This window comes from Pseudonocardia oroxyli (genome assembly GCF_900102195.1).
GTDB lineage: Bacteria > Actinomycetota > Actinomycetes > Mycobacteriales > Pseudonocardiaceae > Pseudonocardia > Pseudonocardia oroxyli.
In genome coordinates, this window is sequence record NZ_FNBE01000015.1 from 36,509 (window position 1) to 55,514 (window position 19,006).

The 19,006-nt window shown below is 68.8% G+C and carries 17 protein-coding genes, 1 tRNA gene and 1 pseudogene; 10 read left to right on the forward strand and 9 right to left on the reverse strand.

What is annotated here, in order from left to right:
• Positions 1-19: 19 nt before the first annotated feature.
• Together BLS43_RS21400 and BLS43_RS21405 are read right to left on the reverse strand one after the other, a co-directional pair.
• Entirely contained in the window at positions 20-1,378 is a 1,359-nt protein-coding gene (locus tag BLS43_RS21400; RefSeq protein ID WP_093088029.1) for a relaxase/mobilization nuclease domain-containing protein, read from the reverse strand.
• Positions 1,375-1,662, reverse strand: a complete 288-nt coding sequence (locus tag BLS43_RS21405; RefSeq protein ID WP_093088032.1) for a hypothetical protein — start codon at positions 1,660-1,662, stop codon at positions 1,375-1,377. Before BLS43_RS21405 ends, BLS43_RS21400 begins: the two co-directional genes overlap by 4 nt.
• A 640-nt stretch (positions 1,663-2,302) precedes the next feature.
• Between BLS43_RS21405 and BLS43_RS21410 the strand changes: the two genes are divergently transcribed.
• A complete protein-coding gene (locus BLS43_RS21410; RefSeq protein ID WP_143030152.1) occupies positions 2,303-2,845 on the forward strand; it encodes a GIY-YIG nuclease family protein in 543 nt (180 codons plus the stop codon).
• 1,125 nt (positions 2,846-3,970) lie between these two features.
• Here BLS43_RS21410 and BLS43_RS21415 read toward each other — a convergent pair.
• On the reverse strand, positions 3,971-4,156 hold the full coding sequence (locus tag BLS43_RS21415; protein ID WP_143030153.1) for a hypothetical protein: 186 nt from the start codon (positions 4,154-4,156) through the stop codon (positions 3,971-3,973).
• A 2,061-nt stretch (positions 4,157-6,217) separates the two neighbouring features.
• Between BLS43_RS21415 and BLS43_RS21420 the strand changes: the two genes are divergently transcribed.
• The gene (locus BLS43_RS21420; protein WP_093088042.1) at positions 6,218-7,333 is read left to right on the forward strand and encodes a serine/threonine protein kinase; all 1,116 of its coding nucleotides are present in this window, start codon (positions 6,218-6,220) and stop codon (positions 7,331-7,333) included.
• Here BLS43_RS21420 and BLS43_RS29545 read toward each other — a convergent pair.
• Positions 7,264-7,686, reverse strand: coding sequence for a hypothetical protein (locus BLS43_RS29545; RefSeq protein ID WP_143030154.1), 423 nt, complete (start codon positions 7,684-7,686; stop codon positions 7,264-7,266). The two genes, BLS43_RS21420 and BLS43_RS29545, sit on opposite strands and share 70 nt — an antisense overlap.
• Before the next feature lie 1,144 nt (positions 7,687-8,830).
• Here BLS43_RS29545 and BLS43_RS30155 point away from each other — a divergent pair.
• Together BLS43_RS30155 and BLS43_RS21425 are read left to right on the forward strand one after the other, a co-directional pair.
• Positions 8,831-8,903 (forward strand) — tRNA-Leu (locus BLS43_RS30155).
• 174 nt (positions 8,904-9,077) lie between these two features.
• Positions 9,078-9,854 (forward strand): CPBP family intramembrane glutamic endopeptidase, encoded by a 777-nt coding sequence (locus BLS43_RS21425; RefSeq protein ID WP_093088044.1) that lies wholly within the window; start codon positions 9,078-9,080, stop codon positions 9,852-9,854.
• 119 nt (positions 9,855-9,973) lie between these two features.
• On the opposite strand, the gene BLS43_RS21430 is transcribed toward BLS43_RS21425, so the two are convergent.
• Together BLS43_RS21430 and BLS43_RS21435 are read right to left on the reverse strand one after the other, a co-directional pair.
• Entirely contained in the window at positions 9,974-10,840 is an 867-nt protein-coding gene (locus tag BLS43_RS21430) for an SDR family oxidoreductase (RefSeq protein WP_093088046.1), read from the reverse strand.
• 64 nt (positions 10,841-10,904) lie between these two features.
• A complete protein-coding gene (locus BLS43_RS21435) occupies positions 10,905-11,345 on the reverse strand; it encodes a MarR family winged helix-turn-helix transcriptional regulator (RefSeq protein WP_245707654.1) in 441 nt (146 codons plus the stop codon).
• A gap of 162 nt (positions 11,346-11,507) precedes the next feature.
• On the opposite strand from BLS43_RS21435, the pseudogene BLS43_RS31735 reads away from it, so the two are divergent.
• Together BLS43_RS31735 and BLS43_RS31740 are read left to right on the forward strand one after the other, a co-directional pair.
• Positions 11,508-11,636, forward strand: a pseudogene (locus tag BLS43_RS31735) (FAD-dependent monooxygenase); the annotation flags it as partial.
• 22 nt (positions 11,637-11,658) lie between these two features.
• Complete coding sequence (locus BLS43_RS31740) at positions 11,659-11,793, forward strand: hypothetical protein (RefSeq protein ID WP_281245857.1); 135 nt, start codon at positions 11,659-11,661, stop codon at positions 11,791-11,793.
• Between the two features lie 97 nt (positions 11,794-11,890).
• Here the strand turns inward: BLS43_RS31740 and BLS43_RS21440 are convergent, their stop codons facing one another.
• On the reverse strand, positions 11,891-12,604 hold the full coding sequence (locus BLS43_RS21440; RefSeq protein ID WP_176921464.1) for a GntR family transcriptional regulator: 714 nt from the start codon (positions 12,602-12,604) through the stop codon (positions 11,891-11,893).
• Positions 12,605-12,765: 161 nt separating this feature from the next.
• Here BLS43_RS21440 and shiA point away from each other — a divergent pair, with 161 nt between their 5' ends.
• Genes shiA through BLS43_RS21460 form a run of 4 tightly spaced genes read left to right on the forward strand, consistent with a single transcriptional unit; the run spans position 12,766 to position 17,744 of the window.
• Positions 12,766-14,103, forward strand: a complete 1,338-nt coding sequence (shiA, locus tag BLS43_RS21445) for a shikimate transporter (RefSeq protein ID WP_093088050.1) — start codon at positions 12,766-12,768, stop codon at positions 14,101-14,103.
• Between the two features lie 23 nt (positions 14,104-14,126).
• On the forward strand, positions 14,127-14,984 hold the full coding sequence (locus BLS43_RS21450; protein WP_093088052.1) for an isocitrate lyase/PEP mutase family protein: 858 nt from the start codon (positions 14,127-14,129) through the stop codon (positions 14,982-14,984).
• Positions 14,985-15,001: 17 nt separating this feature from the next.
• Complete coding sequence (locus BLS43_RS21455; RefSeq protein WP_218129934.1) at positions 15,002-15,961, forward strand: C-terminal binding protein; 960 nt, start codon at positions 15,002-15,004, stop codon at positions 15,959-15,961.
• Positions 15,954-17,744: a sugar phosphate isomerase/epimerase and 4-hydroxyphenylpyruvate domain-containing protein gene (locus tag BLS43_RS21460; protein ID WP_093088338.1), complete on the forward strand. Its 1,791-nt coding sequence runs from the start codon at positions 15,954-15,956 to the stop codon at positions 17,742-17,744. Before BLS43_RS21455 ends, BLS43_RS21460 begins: the two co-directional genes overlap by 8 nt.
• A 39-nt stretch (positions 17,745-17,783) precedes the next feature.
• Here BLS43_RS21460 and BLS43_RS30160 read toward each other — a convergent pair whose 3' ends face one another.
• Together BLS43_RS30160 and BLS43_RS21470 are read right to left on the reverse strand one after the other, a co-directional pair.
• Positions 17,784-18,185, reverse strand: a complete 402-nt coding sequence (locus BLS43_RS30160; RefSeq protein ID WP_176921465.1) for a hypothetical protein — start codon at positions 18,183-18,185, stop codon at positions 17,784-17,786.
• Between the two features lie 139 nt (positions 18,186-18,324).
• Positions 18,325-18,999 carry a GntR family transcriptional regulator gene (locus BLS43_RS21470; RefSeq protein WP_093088058.1) on the reverse strand — a complete coding sequence of 225 codons (675 nt, stop codon included), beginning with the start codon at positions 18,997-18,999 and terminating at the stop codon, positions 18,325-18,327.
• Between the last annotated feature and the right edge of the window lie 7 nt (positions 19,000-19,006).

Consider the following 19,006-nt stretch of genomic DNA (forward strand, 5'->3'; position numbering starts at 1 on the left):
TCGACCATGCGGCCGAGGGTCACGGTTGGACGTGCGGTGTCCGTTCAGGCTCGCTCTGTCCTACTCCGCCGACTACCGCGGAGCTCCCCGGGCCGGCACCCGCAACGAGTTGGGCCGCGGCGGTGTAGGCGGCCCGCGCCCACGGGCGCGAGCGGGTGCGCTCGGCGATCGCGAGCGCCAACCGAGCGAGGGCGAGCGTCAGCTCCTCACCGCCGTTGTCCGCCGCGATGGCGAGTCGACGGGCGAGCAGGAGCCGCCTCGCGACCACCTTCAGATCCGCTCCTCCGTGGACTGCCTTCCCTTGTGGACGCGTGCCTCGCACTCGATCCGCCGCCGCGGCGTACCGGAACCGCTCTGACGGGTCGGTGACGGCGGACAGCGAGGTCAACATGTCTGCCAGCCCATCGGCGGCCCCCTCGGGCGCGACGTGTCCGCTCTCGACCTCCTCCGCTGCCCGGTTCACCTGGCTCGCGGCTGTCGAGAATCGGATGCGCCGTTGGTCCTGGCCACCGGTTTCCGCCCAGCGCTGCTGGAGTCGTGGAAGCGACAGATCGGGGGCGAGCTTGCTGCCGGAGTAGAACACCGGCTCACCCGAGGCGAGGAGGTCCGGCGGGACCGCGACCTTGTAGCCGATGGCGTCGCCCGACGGTGCCCGCCGAATCTCGACCAGCAGCCCCTCCTTCTGCAGCGCCTTCTCGAACTCCTCGACCGACGAGGCCCGCAACGCAGCGCGCCGCGCTGCTCCCCGAAGAACGTCACGTGCGGGGCGCCGCGACTCCCGGTCCGACTTCGCCAGCTCACCACGAGTAGGGCGCTTGCTCGCGGCACCCTCTGCGGACGGCGTGACGGTCAGACCGAGACGGGCCTCGATCCGTTGGGCACTCGCCCGAAGCTTCGGGTAGTCGTTCCGCGGCCAGAACCGCTTGCTCGAGTCCTGGCGCACGAGCACCGCGGCGATGTGGATGTGGTCGTCGGCGTGCCGGACGGCCACCCACCGCGGCCCACCCGGATCGTCGCGCTCAGCGATGCCCGCGTCGTGGAGCAGCTCCCGGGCGATGTCCGCCCATTGCTCGTCCGGCAGCACCCGGTCCGTGTCCGCGAGCCGTACCGAGCAGTGCCAGACATACCCCCGCCCGCCGTCGCTCGGTGCCCGCAGCGGCAACCCGGCGGCCACGGCTGGCGCCTGCATCGCCCGGATCAGCGGGCCGAGCTCCAGGTCGTGCTCCCCCGGCCCACGCTGCTCGGGCTGCCAGGCGCTGTCCCGGCCGTCCCATGACGCGACCACTCGTGGCCGGACGTGCTCGTCGGAGACACCCGGCCCGAACAGGTACGCCAGCAGACCGCCCGCCCTCCACCCATGGACGACCTTCGCGATCACCGACGACGGCTGGTCGACGCCATGATCCGGTCGAGCACCTCATCGAGCCGCTCCAACCGCTCGTCCACAACATCGGCGCTCACCTCGCCAGCCTGCGCGAGCAGCCCCAGCTCCATCCGCACCCGAACCAGCTCCGCGACCATGCTCCGCCGCCGATCCCGACGCGCAGCCGGGACAGCGGCCTCGACCGCCCGCTCCCCCACCCACGCCGCCACCGCGGTTCCCGCCCGACGGGCAGCCGCGAGCACCAACGCGTACTCCGCCGTCGAGAACGCCACCCGCACAGACCGACCACGCCGACCAGACACCCGCGGACGACGAACAGCATGAGAACCCATGCGTGGCAGCGTCGACCCTGGACGAGACCAGGCCGCTCGCACCCGCTCACCAGGTCGCGAACCAAAACCCCAACCCGAACCCCGCACCGACGAAGCAGACGATCGCGAGCGCGACGAGCAGCCACACCTTCCACGCACCCCCGCCACCGCTCACGCGCGGCGGCCACGACGCACCAGCTCGATGTCGATGGGGCCGACGAGTCCGCCGGTTCGACCCGTCGTCGGGCACGGGCATGGAAGGCTTCTGCACAGCCGTCTCCTGTCTCCGCAGGGGCCGGTCAGGCTCCGGGACGGCGCTGCAACGCCGCCCGGAGCCGCCCAGGCGATCACCGCGCACCTGTTGGCGCACGCGACAGCCAGCGGACCACGGTGCCCGGCAAGCACGCGAGCCTCGAATTCGCGGTGTGGATGAAATGGCGACGCCCTGCCCGACTGGGGACAATTCGCCAGCCCGGACCGCGTAGGTCGCCTCCCAATGGGTCGGCGCCGCACCGCTATCCAGATTGTCTCAGGGTCCAGACGGCCCACAAGCTCTCGCTGATCTCCCAGGGCATGGTGGGGCCCGAGGGTCGTGCACACTGCGGGCATGACCTCCGCTCGCCCGGCGCTCGACGCCGTCGTCGACGAGCTTCTGGCAACCCCGGTCCGTATCTCGGACGTAAGCACACAGGCTCCCGCTGTGCCAGGTCTCTACGCCTGGTGGGCGTCACCGCTCGTCCTACCCGAGCTCATCGGCCCCGCGCACCCCACGCAGCCAGACCTCCGACTGCTCTACGTCGGGCTGGCGACGAAGCTCCGCTCCCGACTCGCTTCGAACCACCTCCGCAGCAGCGGTAGCTCCACCCTCCGCCGAACCCTGGCAGGGCTCCTGCTCGACGAGCAGGGATACCAGACGTGCTGGACCGACCGCGTCGTCCTCGTCGACAATGACGAGATCCGACTCACCGAGTGGATGGGCACGAACCTTCGTGTGTCCTGGTGCGAGCACCCAACACCTCGCGACGTGGAGGCCGACATCATCCGGCTCCTACGCCCGCCCCTCAACGTGGATCATGCCGAGGGACCGACGGTTCAGGTCATCAAAGCTGCCCGCCAGCGCTACCGCGACAGCGCCGGACCACGCCCATGAGCTGCGCCGCATGGTCTCCGCCCCCGAACCCGCGGGGACAATGTCGGGGCTGCCCAGGGGTCTGGTTGACCGTATCGGGTAGGTGGTCAGGCCGCATGAAAGGCCAGCTGTAGGAGCGTCTCGAACTCGACAGGATTGAGCCTGCTGAGGGTGTCTGGCCGTGCTCGACGGTGGTGGGCAGACCCTTGTGTTTCACACCGCACCTATGGCGTCGACGAACCTGTGCCAGGGATCGACGTTGGCGCAGGAGCAGGCGGGGGGCCCACGACGGGGGACGTCGGAGCCACAGAGACCGCCGGTGGTGGGGTTAAAACCGAGCCTGCCGGCCCGACTTTCGCCGGTTCTACTGTTGTACGCCCCGGAGCAGAACCTGGCGCGAGTCTTGCGGGCAAAGCAACAACGACACCGGTAACGACCAACGCGCAAAAGAAGAGAACCAGGCCACGGGACAGCCAGGCACGAGCCTGCATCACCGCACTGGCCTTATGCCGCTGAGTCCAGTTGGCCAGCTCTCGGGCAGCAAGCAGAGACTTCAGATATGCCCGCTTCATCGCCTCTCCGTCTGGCAGGACAACGGGCACACCATCGACAGTGATCCGACCCTCGCTCGCGATCCCTAGAACGCTCAACGAATCTGCGCTGCCGTACATTCCCACTCGAAGATCAGCGTCGGCAGACCGGACCGCCGAAATCAGGAAGACTATCGCCGCCAACGATGCCGGGACACTGAGGATCACATACCACATTGACTCCTGAGTAGCCGCCTTCTGCAGGACTAGCCCTGCAAGCGCGACGCTCGACACCACGAGTGCTATTGTCGGTGTCAACAAGCGCGATGCTTTCGCCTCCGTTGCGCCTGCGGTCGCAAGCGCCCGGTCGTGTGCAGTCTTCGCCGCGACAAGCAACTCTTCAATTGCGTCGCCGCTCAAGTTGTCGACCCAGCGAACATCCGGGCCGGCGGGCGGGATTAACCCATCCCGACCGGGCGCGGCACTCTTTGGCCCAAGGTCCCATAGAAATGCCTGGCGCGACGAGGGCCAGAAACCGCCGCTGCCCCCCTCCTCTTCACGCTCGACCGGAGCACGAAGGATCTTGAAGAGCCAGACAATTGCTCGATTGGCGAAGCTACGCATCGATCTGAGTAGGGTCGCACGCCAGATGATCGCAGAGAGTAGGAGTGACCATTTCTTCGCTGCCCTCCAGGAATAGCCATTGCCCCTGTGGATTGACTTCAAGGAACGTTGGGCCGGTTTCCGTGATGAGCCAGTCTTGCACGCTCATGGTCAGACCCAACTCTGTGGCGACCTGCACTGCGAGCATCTCTAGCATCGACACCGCGGAGCCCTGCGAAGCCAGTCTGAAGCCAGCACCTCCTGGGTCAGCTGCCCGCCAATCAATCAGAGCATCGCTACGGCGTCGCGTCCACGTACGCGCATGGCGACCGACCGTCACGACGCGCGCGTCCTCGCTGGCGTCAACCACTCGTTGAAGGAGTACAGGCGCGGCTGTCACCAAGTGAGAGAGTCCCTCGTCGACGAAATCGGCGAAAGGAGCTAATCCAATGCCAGAGCTCATCGCTTTCGCGAGAGTTCGGCCACCGGCAATGAATTCCCGAGCGGAGACAGGGTCGTTTGTAATCAGAGTCAGAGGCGTGGGCGCGCCCACCCGCCGAGCAGCCATTAGCCCGACCGGCTTACTCTCGGCCCTTGAGACAACGTGTGGGGGATCGATGACCCGCGGGGCGGCGAGAACGACCCCGCTAATGGCTGCCGTGATCTCATCAGCAATCAGCGAATCCTCCAAGGTCGAGGATACGGAGATTCTTGGCCTCTCAAGGCGTCGCCACCAAACCGACCGTGGCAGCTTCTCCCCCTCCTGGAACGACGAAATCGAACTAGCCTGTCCCGCTTCGCCCGACCATCGGATGTTTTTTGTCGAGGCGTTGAGATACCTGACATCTATACCGCGGGCAACGAATTCTCGCCGGACCGAATCCGCATGAGCATCATCAGCCGGTGCTACGATTAGAACTTCGCAGCGGTTATCACACATTCTCACCGCGAACTTCTGTTACCGGGTCTTTAGGCGGGGGAGGAAAGGGGGCCGAGCCAGCCGCCTGACGGTACGCAAGAGCGCCTAGGACTGAACGAGGAATCTGTCCGGGCAGCGAAGCAGACAGCCGACAGTACGTGCCGACGCTTTCAGATCGCACTTTGGTTTCTGTTCCATCGCCTGGGCTTGGCCACGGCGACTTAGGTGGATCGGGAGGAGCGGGCGGCGCTGTGGATGCCGCCGACTGAGGAAGAGACACGGCGGCTTCGCCCCGAACGAAGGTGAGTTCGCCAGACCCTTCACCCTCTGGTTGCGGACGCGGAGGCCAACCACCTGCTGGCTCACCTGCGTCTTCGGCTCGAACGAGCGTGACTACGTCGTCCGAGTCGTCGTCGGGCACAGTGCCGTCTTCGGGGCTACCACGCATAATCGGATTCTAGCCCGCCTGTCCGTGACGAAGTTCAAGAGGATTACTCACCGATCAAGCGCTCTTGGGCGCAGTCCGGCCGGTGGCTGTTCAGCAGCACCGCGCCTTGGCCTGGCGCCACGGGCGATGAGCGGGATGCGCAATGCCGTCACTACTGGCAAGGTTGGACAGCCTTGCACGGGACGAGGCCAACCTCCGGGCCCAGCCGGAGTGACATAGGCGGCCACCCTGTTGATCTGCCCGCCAGGCGAGGGTGACAGGACCGAGCCGACCCTCCTAGACCCACGCGAATCCGAGGCCGCACAGACTTCTTGCAGGCGAGCCACTGACACACCCGGCCGAATGATCCGCTACGCTGCGTGTCTGCACGGGCGTGGGGGTCATTGGTGTCAACGGCCGACGACACGGGGGCGTTCCTCACGGAAGGTGGAGGCGATGCGGTCAATCGGAGTCAACGTCGCCGCTGACACGGCTTATCTGTCTGTGGCAGAGCAAGGCAAGTTGCTTGAAGCTGAGCCGTACATGCTGCGCCTCCCTCAAGGACTCACAGGAGCCCGCGCGTTGGTCGGCCTCCGAGACGACATTATGAAAATCCTAGCAACGCACGACATAAAGAGGCTTCGAGTACTCGATGCCGAAGCGAACAGCTCAGGTTCATATTCCAGCTTGAAGGAACGCATAGCCATCGAAACGACATTCATACTCGCGGCCGCGGAACATCAGATCGATGCAGGACGACTGACCCGTGCTCAAGTACGGAGCATCCTCTCGATTCCACGGCAGGGGGCGCTCAAGTCGCACGCCCCCACCCTTTGCTCACCAAGTGGGCCATATTGGTCCGGCAAGCGAGACGTTGCGGCGTTGGCCGCGATCGCCGCTGAACGCGAGTAGAAATGGCCCTTCGCGGCGAGCTGATTCCTAAGCCAACCTACACGGCAATTCGCACGATAACGGATGAGGGCAGTACCGCAATCTGCCACAAGTGCTACCACGAAGTCTTTCAGGCGCAGTGCGTCCAGAAGACGGTCAGCATGCTCGGCGCAACGGACTCATTCGCGAGCACCGAGCCTCGCCTACTCCGGTCGCTATCGCACCCATATTTGATTGATGTCTGGGAAGCACAATGGGACCCTGAATGGGGCGACCAGGCAGTGACCTTCACTATGCCATTCTACGAGGGCGGCAGCTTACATGCGGCCCTCATGAGCGGCCATACGTTCAGCATGGGCGAAGCGATCTCCCTAACTTGCAACATCCTCGACGCGCTTCACTACCTGCACGTTGAGCGGAATCTTGTGCATCGAGACATAAAGCCGGGAAACATCTTCCTCGCGAACGACCTGAAGACTGCCCTCCTAGGCGACTTCGGCTCGGCAGCATCGATCCAGAACGGCTCAGCCAGCTGCGCAGGAGGGACCCCCCTGTACAAGGCGCCCGAGTGGCGTTCGGGCTCGTACACGACGCAGTCCGACCTGTATAGCCTGGGCCTCGTCCTGCGCGAGATGCTCGGTGGACGTTTCCGTTATGAGGACGTCGACATGGACGACGTTGACCGACGTCTTTTGAGTGGGAACCGAACTCTTCGCGGGCGGGATCTTGCCGTTCCCTCATTCGTTCCGGATGATCTGAGGCGCGTCGTCAACAAGCTCCTACAGAAGGAAAGCTCTTCAAGGCCGGCGAGCGCCCTTGAGGTTCAGCGGGCTTTACAAAACATCCAGCATCTCAATTGGCGGACTGTCGATTCTGAGTTTCCAATGAAGTGGGCCGGAGAAGTGACGTCAGGTAAGCTCCGCGTCCCGAGAGACGTTGAGGCCACGGCGGTCAAGATCACCAGAGGGCCGAACTCAGGGATGATCCGTCTCTCCGCTCGCTGGCGCCACCGCAACGCCAATCGGTGGCGAAACCTTGAGCAGCACAACCTCGTTGTAACCGAGGACAATCACACAGAGTGGCGCGCCTTCTTCAAGTCAGTCTCGACCGCGATGCTCCAGTCGACCGCGCGTCGATGAACAGCCTCTTTGGTCGTGGATGGAAGAGACTCGTGCCCCGCCGCCGCGCACTCGGCAGCATCGTGATCGACCTTAAAATGAGCACCACCGGGAGCTGATTCCGTCAGCAGGACCCGATCAGCGTTCAGTTTCCATAGTGCCGCGGTAACACCTCTGAACCGCCAACGAACCTCAGGATCCGGCACTGGTTCCTGCAGCGGCAGGAGATCGCGGGCGGCCGGATCATCTGCAAGGTCAGACCAGAGCGCCACCAATGACTCGTGCAGTCGGCGATGGTCGCGAACATCGAAGTGTGATGGGCCGCCGCAGGTCAGCATGGCTGCCAGCAGCTCAGGCATGACGAGGCGGGTCACCCGGACAGGGTAGCGGGCATACAAGGATACTGGAACATCCGTTCGAAGTTTCTCTCCGAAGGCATCACAGCAGCAGGACCTCGACCCGAGGCCGAGTGGAGCTGGCGTAGCCGGCCCGCGCCGTTGGAGGCGTCGCCTTGATCCATAGGAGGTCGCTCCGGCATCAGCAGGTCACCGATCACCGACACCGTTCGGAGCGGCGCCGTTCGTCGGGCAGCTCGCCACCAGCAGTTCGGCGACCACGAGTCCGGTCGACGTCGCAGAGCGCGATCCGGTAGATCCGGACTCACGCACGCATCCAGCTACGTTCGCCAGTCAGACGGACTCGTCTACCGGTTCCGGCGAGAGGCTGCCGATGTTTACGGCCGACCGACCTACCGCCGGACGGAGAGCGTGGTTACTTGCCGCCAGCTTGAAGGGAAGGGTGGTATGTCGTCGACAGCGAGGCCCAGCCCAATGGGGTGGCCGACTGACAGCCGGCCATGCTCCCAGACCCCTCCGGTGACGCCTCGGCGTCGCGGGAAGGCTGGCCTGCTGAGGCAATCTCTGCAACCTGCATCCTCTGCAGGATGGGCATTGAGAATCGTAGTACTTCGCAGTGGAGTCGTAGGCCTGACCTTCCAGCCGTTAGCGATCTAGTAGCAAGACCGCCGGCTCTGAAATCGGTGCGAACGCCCTCGTTCGCGCGGTCGTGCGTCGCGCCCTCGCGACCTTCCGAAGGGAACCTTCTGCATATCTTGCTCCGCCCAGGAAGGGCCGCGAACGAGCCGCAGCGAGGCGTCGGGATGGGGACCCGCTGAGCGTCGACCTGAGGCGTCAGACTGACGACCAGCCCGGTCCACGCGGGAACCGCGCTATCGTCCCTGCACGATCGCGTCCTCACCCCACCGCCGCGGGCCGGAGCACCCGTTGGCCGCGGGCGCCACGCCCGCCACGGTCCGGCAGTGGTTGGCACCCGAGGACGCGCAGCCCCATGTCATGGAACGCGACCGGCTCGTCCCGATCGTGCAAATCGCCTTCGTCTAGCACTCCCCCAGACCGTCGTGTGTGGACTCCTTGGCCACGAGTCTGTCCACGAACTCGCGCCAATTGCTGCCTCCACAGACAGCTCGGTTGCTTGTTCTGCCTGGTCGAGCCCTCCCCTGCCTGCTCCGATGGGGTGAAGTCAGCGACTCAAAATCCGTCCAGTGTCAGTTCGAATCTGACCGGGGGCACCACACCCACGTGCGTCGGCGCCAGCGCAGCACCCTTGACCGGGAGATCGACCGGGTGCACGCGCGCCGGCGCCGAACCACCGACGGCATCGACCCGGATGGGCGACCCCACCGCGGCGGAGACCGCCCTACGTTGAGTGCCGAGTCGGACGCGCACCCCTCGAGACGGGACAGCTCATGGACGCTCAGCCGAGGTCGACCCGGCCCGCCACCCGCCGCTTCGGACGTCTCATCGAGCGCCGCGACAACGCCGATTTCCCCTACTACGACGGCGCACCCGTCAGGGTCTCCGTCGGACGGTGGATCATCGTCTGGGCGGCCTGCCTCGCCGCGTTCCTCGTCCTGTCCTTCATCCCACAACCGAACGACATCGTCGCGCTCATCCCACGCGCGCTGTTCACCGCGATCATGCTCGGCGCACTGATCTGGGCCACCGGCCCCCACTGGAAGGCGATCTTCCGCCGGGTCGCAGTCCGCGACATCGGCCTCATGATCCTCTTCGCCGCCCTCAACTACGTGGTCACCCTGCTCGTCGCCCTCCTGGTCTCCACCCTGTTCAGCACCGCGACCAACACCACCGTCACCAGCCCCGCGTCCGACCCCCTCGATCTCATCGCCCTCTACCTCGGCGTCGCGATCCAGCTACTCGGGGAAGAGCTCCTGACGGTCCTCCCCTTCCTCGCGCTGCTCCACATCCTCACCAGCCGCGCCCACCTGACCCGCACCAGAGCCGCGCTCCTGGCCTGGCTGATCACCGCCGCCTGGTTCGGGCTCATCCACCTCCCCACCTACGACTGGCACCTCGCCCAGGCCCTGCTGATCATCGGCGCCGCCCGACTCGTCCTCACCCTCGCCTACATCCGCACCAAGAACCTCTGGGTCAGCACCGGCGCCCACATCCTCAACGACTGGGCCCTGATCACCCTGGGAACCACCACCGCAGCCCTACTCTGACCTGCACGGATTCTCACCGGGATCACGATCCCCAGCAGGGCGTCCAACCCGAGCCACACGCCACACCCACCCTCCGTGTGCTGGACGACCTCGCCGCGGTGGCCGCCGCCCATCATTGATCATCCGGTGGCCGGGAGGCTCAGGATCGCGTCGTGGTAGGTCGTGCCGCGGCTCATGCCGAGCATCCTGGCCACGGGTCGCTTGGTGAGGGCGGTGGCGACCAGGTCCCCGAGGCGGGGCGAGAAGGCCTCGGCCAACAGCAGTATGGAGGCGGTCCGGGGCAGCACGACACGTCGCCTCCCGCGTCGGACCGCCCTCACCACGGCACGGGCGACGTCGTCGGCCGACAAGGGCGTCATGTGGCGGAAGGGTGGGGGCATCTCGGCTTCGTCGGTGTCTCGGAGCAGGTCGGTGGCGGTGAGGGCCGGATGGATGACCGACACCCGGACTCCGCTGCCCGCCAGCTCCTGGCGGAGGCTGTCGGAGAACGCGGAGACCGCGTGCATCACGATGGCGTACGAGCCGAACCGCGCGAACGCCTTGCGCCCCATCACCGACGACATGCCGACGACCGTGCCCGAACCCTGCCGCCGCATGATCGGCAGCACCGCCCGGGTCACGTCGATCATGCCGAAGAGGCTGGCGCGCAACGTCTGGTGGACGTCGTCGTCGAAGGTGGCCGACTCCGCCGCGCCGACCTTGCCGATCCCGGCGTTGTTGACCAGGACGTCGATCCGCCCGAACCGCCCGACGGTCCCCGCGACCAGCGCGCGCACCGAGTCGGGGGCGGTGACGTCGGTCGGCACCGCCAGGACCTCCGCGCCGAGGGCGCGGACCTCGTCCGCCACGTGGGCGAGCCGGTCGGCCGTCCGCGCGGCGAGCACGACGCGCGCGCCTCGACGGGCGAACTCCAGGGCGGTCGATCGGCCGATACCGCGTGACGCGCCGGTGACCACGACCACCGTGGACCGGAAGTAGCCGTCCATGTCGTCCTCCTCATGATGTAGGTACAACAAATGGGCGCGGCTGCCGGCAGGCGGCCACGCGGGACTACGCCTCGGGCGGATATCCCATGGCGCTCGCGACCTCGTGAACGGTCGCCACGCCCGTGTCCCCCAGGAGCTGGGCGGCGCGCTGTTGGGCCTGCCGCCACTCCGGCATGACAGAGCGGATCGTGCTCCTGCCCGCGCGGGTCAACGCCACCTCTCGCACGCCCTTCGCGTCCGACGCGACGGCCTCGACCCAGCCGCGGTCCTGCAGCAGCCTCAGGTTCCGGCTCACGGTGGACCGCTCCAGCTGCAGCACCTCGCCGAGCCTCGACGGCGGACACGGGCCGACCCTGCCCAGCGCGGCGAGCAGGTTGACCTGAGCGACGGTCAGGCCGTGACGATCGAGCGCACCGTCGTACAGGGCGGTGACCGCACGAGCGATCAGTCGGACGCGTACGGCCAGGCAATCGCGCACGATCTCGTCCGCGGGCGCTTCGGTCACGAGCCCAGTGTTGTATATACATCAATGGGCGTCAAGCTCGGAGACCGAGGCGGGCATGCGCGAGGTGGCCCGGGAGGCGGACGTCGCCGTCACCCTCGCCCTGGTCCGGGCCGCGGCGTCGGACCAGCCGACAGACGTCGACCCAGGTTCGGAGGTACCGAGATGCTGCCCAGCAAGGTCGAGGTCCTGGTCGCGGGCGGCGGTCCCACGGGACTCGTCGTCTCGTCCGTGCTCCGTCGCGCCGGTCGGGAGGTGCTGACCCTCGACCGGCAGGCGGAGGGCGCCAACGCCTCCCGGGCCGCCCGACGGCCTGGTGCTGCGGCTCTACACCGACCCCCCTGGCGGGTTCGACGGCGTGCCGATGGACTCCGAGAACGCGGACATCCACCACCCGGCCCTGTCCACCTCGCTGATGTCCACCTCGCTGATGCGAGGCACCGGGACCTGACCATCGGACGGTCACCGGTCGGCCGTCGCGGAGGTCGGGGCTGCGATGGCGTCGGCGACGACGCTCGCCGACACGGGGCGGTGTGGCGCCAGGAGTCCTAGAGGGAGAGCTTCCTGCGCAGACGCTGGGGTCTGGTGAGCTGCGAAGCCCGCTCCAGCTCCTGCAGCGCGCCCGCGTAGCCCCGTTGGGCCCGCTCGACGTGGGCCGTGAGGACCGTCGTGAGCCCCGGGACGTCCCCCGCGGCCGCCAGCTCTGCGATCTGCCGATGCTCCCGCATCGAGGCCTCGAAGGCTCCGGCGGTACGCGCGGACAGGTGCACCCGCACCGCGGAGATCTGCGCGAACATCTGGTCGTACGCGCCCGCCAGGTAGCGGTTGCCGCACCAGTCCAGGAAGGAGAGGTGGAAGGCGGCGTCGAGCCGGTTGTAGCGGAGGAGGTCGCCCGCAGCGAGCGCCGTCTCCATCGGGGCGAGGCGGTCGTGCAGCGCGGCGGACAACGCCGCGCCGTCTCGCACCAAGGCGAGTTCCGCCCCCGCGACCTCCAACCGCAGCCTGCATTCGCACAGCTCGCGAATCTGGTCCTCGCCGGGGCGGAAGATGTACGTGCCGGACTTGGGGCGGATCTCGACCAGGCCCTGCCCGCGCAACTCCTTGAGCGCCTCCCGAACCGGGGTGCGGGACACGCCGAAGGCCGTGGACAGCGCGTCCTCGGACAGGGACTCACCCAGCTCGAAGGCTCCGTCCATGATGGCCTCGCGCAGTCGGTCGGCGACGGCCGTGGCGAGCGATGCCCTGGCGGCGGGTGCGGCCATCGGCGGGACCCCTTCCTGACGGTGTACCGACATTCTTGCATCCCTATCTTGTATCCCAGTTACTGCGCATCTAGAGTTCCAGCGACCGGACAGAGCGCAGCGACTCTCCGGTCACCCCTGCCCCACCACCGACGGTGGGGCGCCGACGATGGGATGGGGCAATGGACGCCACGACCTTCACCGCGGAGGACAACCGCAAGGCCCGCCGGGCCGCCCTCGGCAGCTTCGCGGGCGCCGTGATCGACTGGTACGACTTCATCCTCTACGGGCTGGTCGCCGCGCTGGTCTTCAACTCCGAGTTCTTCCCGAACGTGAGCCCGGCGATCGGCACGCTCGCCGCGTTCGCCACCTTCGGCGTGGGCTTCCTGTTCCGCCCGCTGGGCGGGATCGTGTTCGGGCACTTCGGTGACCGCATCGGGCGCAAGCAGATGCTCGTGCTCACGATGATCCTGATGGGCGGGGCCACCACCCTCATCGGGTTGCTGCCGGACTACGCGACCATCGGCTGGTGGGCGCCCTTCCTCCTGGTGGTCCTGCGCGCGATCCAGGGATTCGCCGTCGGCGGCGAATGGGGCGGGGCGACCCTGATGGCGGTGGAGAGCGCTCCGCCCGGCCGTCGCGCCCTCTACAGCTCGGGCGTCCAGGTCGGGTACTCCGTCGGTCTGATCATCGCCACCTCGTTCATCCTGATCATGCGGGCGGTCACCACCGAGGAGCAGTTCGCGACGTGGGGCTGGCGGGTGCCGTTCGTCGCGAGCGTCCTGTTGGTGCTGGTCGGACTCGTCGTGCGGGCCCGGGTGGTGGACTCCGAGGAGGTCACCAAGCGGGTCGAGGCCGCCGAGCAGCAGGCGACCGGACGTCGGCGGATGCCTCTCCTCGAGGCCCTGCGCAACCACCCGGGCGCCTTCGCGAAGATCTTCGGCCTGCGCCTCGTCGAGTTGTTCTCGGCCTACATCGTGATCACCTTCGCGGTCAGCTACGCCACCGTGGACGGGCTGTTCACCCGTGACTTCATGCTCAACGTCGGGCTCGTCGTCGGCGCCCTCGGCATCGTCACCATCCCGCTGTTCGCCTACCTCTCCGACCGCTTCGGGCGCCGGAACATCTACCTGATCGGCTCCGTCGCGGGCATCCTCGGTGCCGCGCCGTTCTTCCTCGCCATCGAGAGCGGGTCCAAGGTCGCCGTGATGGTCGGCGCGATCGTGCTCTTCAACATCGCCCACGACATGGCCGTCAGCGTGCAACAGCCCCTGTTCAGCGAGATGTTCGGGGCCGAGTTCCGCTACAGCGGGGCGGGTGTGGGCTACCAGTTCGCCAGTGCGATCGCAGGCGGCTTCACCCCGTTCATCGCCGCCGCGCTCGCCGCCGCCACCGGCGGCTCCTGGTACCTCGTGGCCACCTACATGGCCGTGGGCTGCCTGATCTCCGCCGTGCTGGCGTGGCGGCTCGAGCAGCCCGCGAAGGCCGCCGCCGACAGCCCCGCCACGACCACCGTCTGATCCCCGACCTCGAGGAGACCACCATGGCCACCCTGCGGGAACTGCTCGCGGGCCCGGACATCGTGTCCGCGCCCGGCGCCCCCGACTCCATCACCGCTCGGCTCGTGCAGGCGGCGGGGTTCCCGGCGATCTACATGACGGGCTTCGGCGCCACCGCGAGCAGGCTCGGCACCCCGGACATCGGGCTGCTCACCCAGACCGAGATGACCGAGCACGCCCGCAACATGGTGCGGGCCGTGGACATCCCGATCGTCGCCGACGCGGACACCGGCTACGGCGGCCCGTCGAACATCGCCCGCACGATCGCCGAGTACCGGCAGGCGGGGGTCGCGGCGGTGCACCTGGAGGACCAGGTCGCGCCCAAGCGGTGCGGGCAGCTCGCCGGGATCCGGCTGACGGATGCCGAGGAGAGTGCCGACCGCCTGCGCTGCGCCGTCGAGGCCCGTGGCGACGCCGACCTCCTGATCATCGCGCGGACCGATGCGCTGCCCGCCGTCGGTCCGGACGAGGCCCTGCGCCGCGCCGCGCTCTACGCCGACGCGGGCGTGGACCTGGTGTTCGTCGACGGGATCAAGACGATCGCGGAGGTCGAGACGGTGGCGGCGGGGGTGTCCGGGCCCAAGGTCGTCTCGCTGGTCGACGGAACCGAGGCCGCCCGACTCACCGCCAAGGACCTGCAGGGTCTCGGCTTCGACCTGGTCCTCTACGCGGTGACCACCCTGTTCGCCGCCACCCGTGCCGCCGCGGACGCCCTGGCGAGCCTCGCCGCCACGGGGTCCCCGGAGCAGGGCCCGGCCAAGCACACCTACGCCGAGTACTCCGATCTCGTCGACCTCGCCCACCACCAGGACCTCGACCATCGCTTCGGCGGCCGCTCGTGAGCGCCCCCACGGTCGTCGTGACCGACAGCGAGTTCGGGGACCTCGACGTCGAGCGCGCGCTCGTCGAGGGCGCGGGGTTCCGGTTCGTCTCGGCGCAGGCCCGCACCGCGGACGAGGTCGTGGCCGCGTGCGCCGATGCGGACGGGATCCTGAACCAGTACGCGCCGATGGGCGCGGACGTCCTCGCCCGCCTGCCGCGCGCACAGATCATCTCCCGCTACGGCATCGGGCTGAACACGATCGACGTCGAGGCCGCCACCGCGGCCGGCATCCTCGTCGCCAACGTGCCCGACGGCTCGCTCGACGACGTGTCCGACCACGCGGCCGGAATGATTCTCGCGCTGGCTCGTGGCCTGGGCCGCTACGACCGGGCGATGCGATCGGGCGGCTGGGACTACGCGGCCGCCGGCCCGCTGTTCCGGCTGCGCGGCCGGACCCTGGGGCTGGTCGGCTTCGGGCAGATCCCGCGCAGGCTCGCAGCGAAGATGCAGGCCTTCGGCATGCGGGTGATCGCCCACGACCCCTACGCCACCGCGGCGGAGGGGATCCCGCTGGTCTCGGCCGAGCAGCTGTACCGGGAGTCCGACGTCGTCTCCGTCCACGCCCCACTGACCGCCGCGACCACCGGGATGGTCGACGCCGCCGCCTTCGCCGCGATGAAGCCGACCGCCTACCTGGTGAACACCGCCCGAGGGCCCGTCGTCGACCAGGACGCGCTGGTGGCGGCGTTGTCCGAGAACAGGATCGCCGGCGCCGGGCTGGACGTCTTCACCGTCGAGCCGCTGCCCGACGACCACCCGCTGCGCCGCCTGGACTCGGTGCTGCTCAGCCCGCACTGCGCCTGGTACTCCGAGGACTCGGAGGCCGAGATCCGACGCAAGACGGCGGCCAACGTCGTCGAGGTGCTCAGCGGGCGTGCTCCCGCCTATCCGGTGAACCGGCCCGCAGCGCCGCGAGCGGGGTGTGCCGGTGCCTGAGCAGCAGCGGGCGGCGATCGCGACGGTCTGTCTCTCCGGTGCGTTGGAGGACAAGCTGGATGCGGCGGCGAAGGCCGGCTTCGACGGGGTGGAGATCTTCCAGCCCGACCTCGTCGCCACTCCCCTGTCACCCGGCGAGGTGCGCCTGCGCTGCGCCGACCTGGGCCTGTCCATCGACCTCTATCAGCCCTTCCGCGACCTCGACTCGACCGATCCGGCCCGTTTCGCCGCCACCCTGCGGCGGGCCGACCACACCTTCGGCGTCATGGAGGAGCTGGGCGTCGACACCGTGCTGGTCTGTTCGTCGGTCGCGGCCGATGCCGTGGCCGAGCCGGACCGGATCGCCGAGCAGCTCTCCGCGGTGGCCGAGCGCGCCCGGGCACGCGGGCTCCGACTGGCCTATGAGGCCCTGGCCTGGGGCACCCACGTCTCGACCTGGGACGCGTCCTGGGACGTGGTCCGGCGCGCCGACCATCCCGCGCTGGGCCTGTGCCTGGACTCCTTCCACATCCTGTCCCGGCGGTCGGATCCGGCCCCGATCGCCGACCTGCCGGGCGACAAGATCTTCTTCCTCCAGCTCGCCGACGCGCCGTCGCTCGACATGGACGTGCTGGAGTGGAGCCGCCACCACCGGCTTTTCCCCGGTCAGGGTGCCTTCGACCTGTCAGGGCTGCTGGCCGCGGTGCACGCCGCCGGGTACGCGGGGCCGCTCTCGCTCGAGGTGTTCAACGACGTGTTCCGCCAGTCGGACCCGCTGCGTGCGGCGGTCGACGCCCGCCGTTCGCTGACGGCGCTGACGGACCACTCGCTCCCGGTGCCGCTCACCGGGCACGCGTTCGTCGAGGTGGCCGGGGACTCGTCCACCGCGGATGTCCTGGCCGCGCTGGGGTTCTCCCGCACGGGGGTGCACCGCACCAAGCCCGTCGAGCGGTGGGAACAGGCGGGCGCGCGGATCCTCGTGAACCGCGCCGGCTCCGAGGCCGCGGTGCTGGCGGTCGGGGTCGAGGCGGCCGACCCGCCCGCCGCCGCGCGACGCGCCGCCCGACTCGGTGTGCCCGCGCTGCCGCGGGAGCGTGGTCCGCGCGAAGCAGACCTCGCCGCCGTGCGGGCTCCGGACGGCACCGCGGTCTTCTTCTGCCGCACCGGCGCGCGGGACGACTGGTCGGGCGACTTCGTCCCCACCGACGAGCCCGCGGTCGACGGCATCGGGGTGACCGGGATCGACCACGTCGGACTCGCCCAGCCCTTCGACCACTTCGACGAGGCCGCCCTGTTCTACCGCTCGGTGCTGGGGCTCACCGCGGAGGGGGCCGGCGAGTACGCGGCACCGTTCGGCCTGGTCCGGACGCGGGCCCTCGCCGACGAGCGGGGAACGGTCCGGCTCGCCCTGACCGTGTCTCGGCTCCGCCGCGGCACCTGGGCGCCGGGCGTCTCCGAGCCGCAGTACGTGGCATTCGCCTGCGACGACGTCCTCGCCGCCGCCCGGGCGGCCCGGGCCTGCGGCGCCCCGCTGCTGGACATTCCGGACAACTACTACGCCGATGTCGACGCCCGCCTGGCTCCGGCTCACCTCGCCGAGTACCGCGAGCTCGGCGTCCTCTACGAGGAGACCCCGGACGGTGCCTATCTGCAGGTGTGCACCGAGGTCGTGGGCGGACGCCTGTTCCTCGCCCTGACCCAGCGCATCGGCACGGACGCGGGCTACGGCTGGACCGACGCACCCGTGCGGATGGCGGCGCACCGGCGCAGGCGCCTCATCCGGGAGGTGGCAGGCGCGCGGTGAGCCCGTCGCCGACCGGCTCGACCCCGGGCGTATACACCGTCATCGGCTTGCCGACCAGCTCAGCGAGTCCGCCTGCGGAGAAGCCAGGTCGACGATCTCCTCCCGGTCGTCATGGTCGGGAGGCTGCCGGTCCTGCTCGGGGCCGTGTGCGGCGGTCTCCACGACGACCGTGACCGGCACGTCGTCGCTTCCGGCGTGCACGAGGAGACCGCCGTCCACCGCCGTGGCCACTCCCCCGGCCGGGACGTCGGGGACTGCGGCCGAGCCGACCCCGATCACCCCGGCGTCCCCGCCGAGCGTCGCGTCGAGCACGGCAGCGACCGGCACACACGCTGCGAGAGCGCGGACCAGCGCGGCCGCCGCCTCGGCCGCGGTTGGGATCGAGCTGCCTGCGGCCCGCACCGCGAACATCAGGCACGCGCGAGCCGGTTCGCCGTCCACCAGGACGGTGCGGGCGCCGCCGCCGCCCGACTCCTCAGCGCCCCGGTCGAGCGCACGGTGACCTTCACCGGTCTGTTCGCCGACATCGAGTAGGGCGAGCGCCCGCCGGCGACACGGGGCAGAGGCCGCGGCGATGAGGTCAGGCCACGGGGGCGCGCCGCGGCTCCCGGTCCTTCGCCAGCGCCGCCATCATCGCGTCTCGCGCCCCGGCCAGGTGGGCGCGCATCCGCACCTGCGCCTGCTCGACGTCACCGAGGCGCAGGGCGTCGAGGACCGCCTCGTGTTCGGCGGCGATGCGCTCGCGACCCAGCACCGAGCGCGACTGGACCATGGACAGGTGGATCTCGCCGGTGAGCCGCTCGTAGTGGGCGGACAGGCGCGGACTGCCGATGCCGTCGACCAGGGCGCGGTGGAAGCGCAGGTCGGCCTCGACGAAGTCGCTGTGCGGCCGGCTCTCGTCGATCGCCCGCAGGTCGTCGACCGCGCGTCCGGCCGTCTCGTGGGCCTCGGCCCGTCCCGCGACCAGCTCCACCGCCTCCAGCTCGAGCGGGATCCGGACGAGGAACAGGTCGGCGACGTCCGCGGCGGCCAGCTGCGGCACCCGGGCCGGCTGCTGACGGCCCTCCCGCCGGAGCAGACCCTCGAGGACGAGCTGGGTGATCGCCACCCGCGCGGTGGGCCTCGACACCTCGTACTCGGCGGCCACCTCGTTCTCCGAGAGCCCCCGTCCCGGCGTGAGCTTCCCGTCGAGGATCTCGGCCCGCATGGTCGCGATCAGCGACGTGGTCACCGAGACCGTCTCGAGCCGACCCATGCCACCC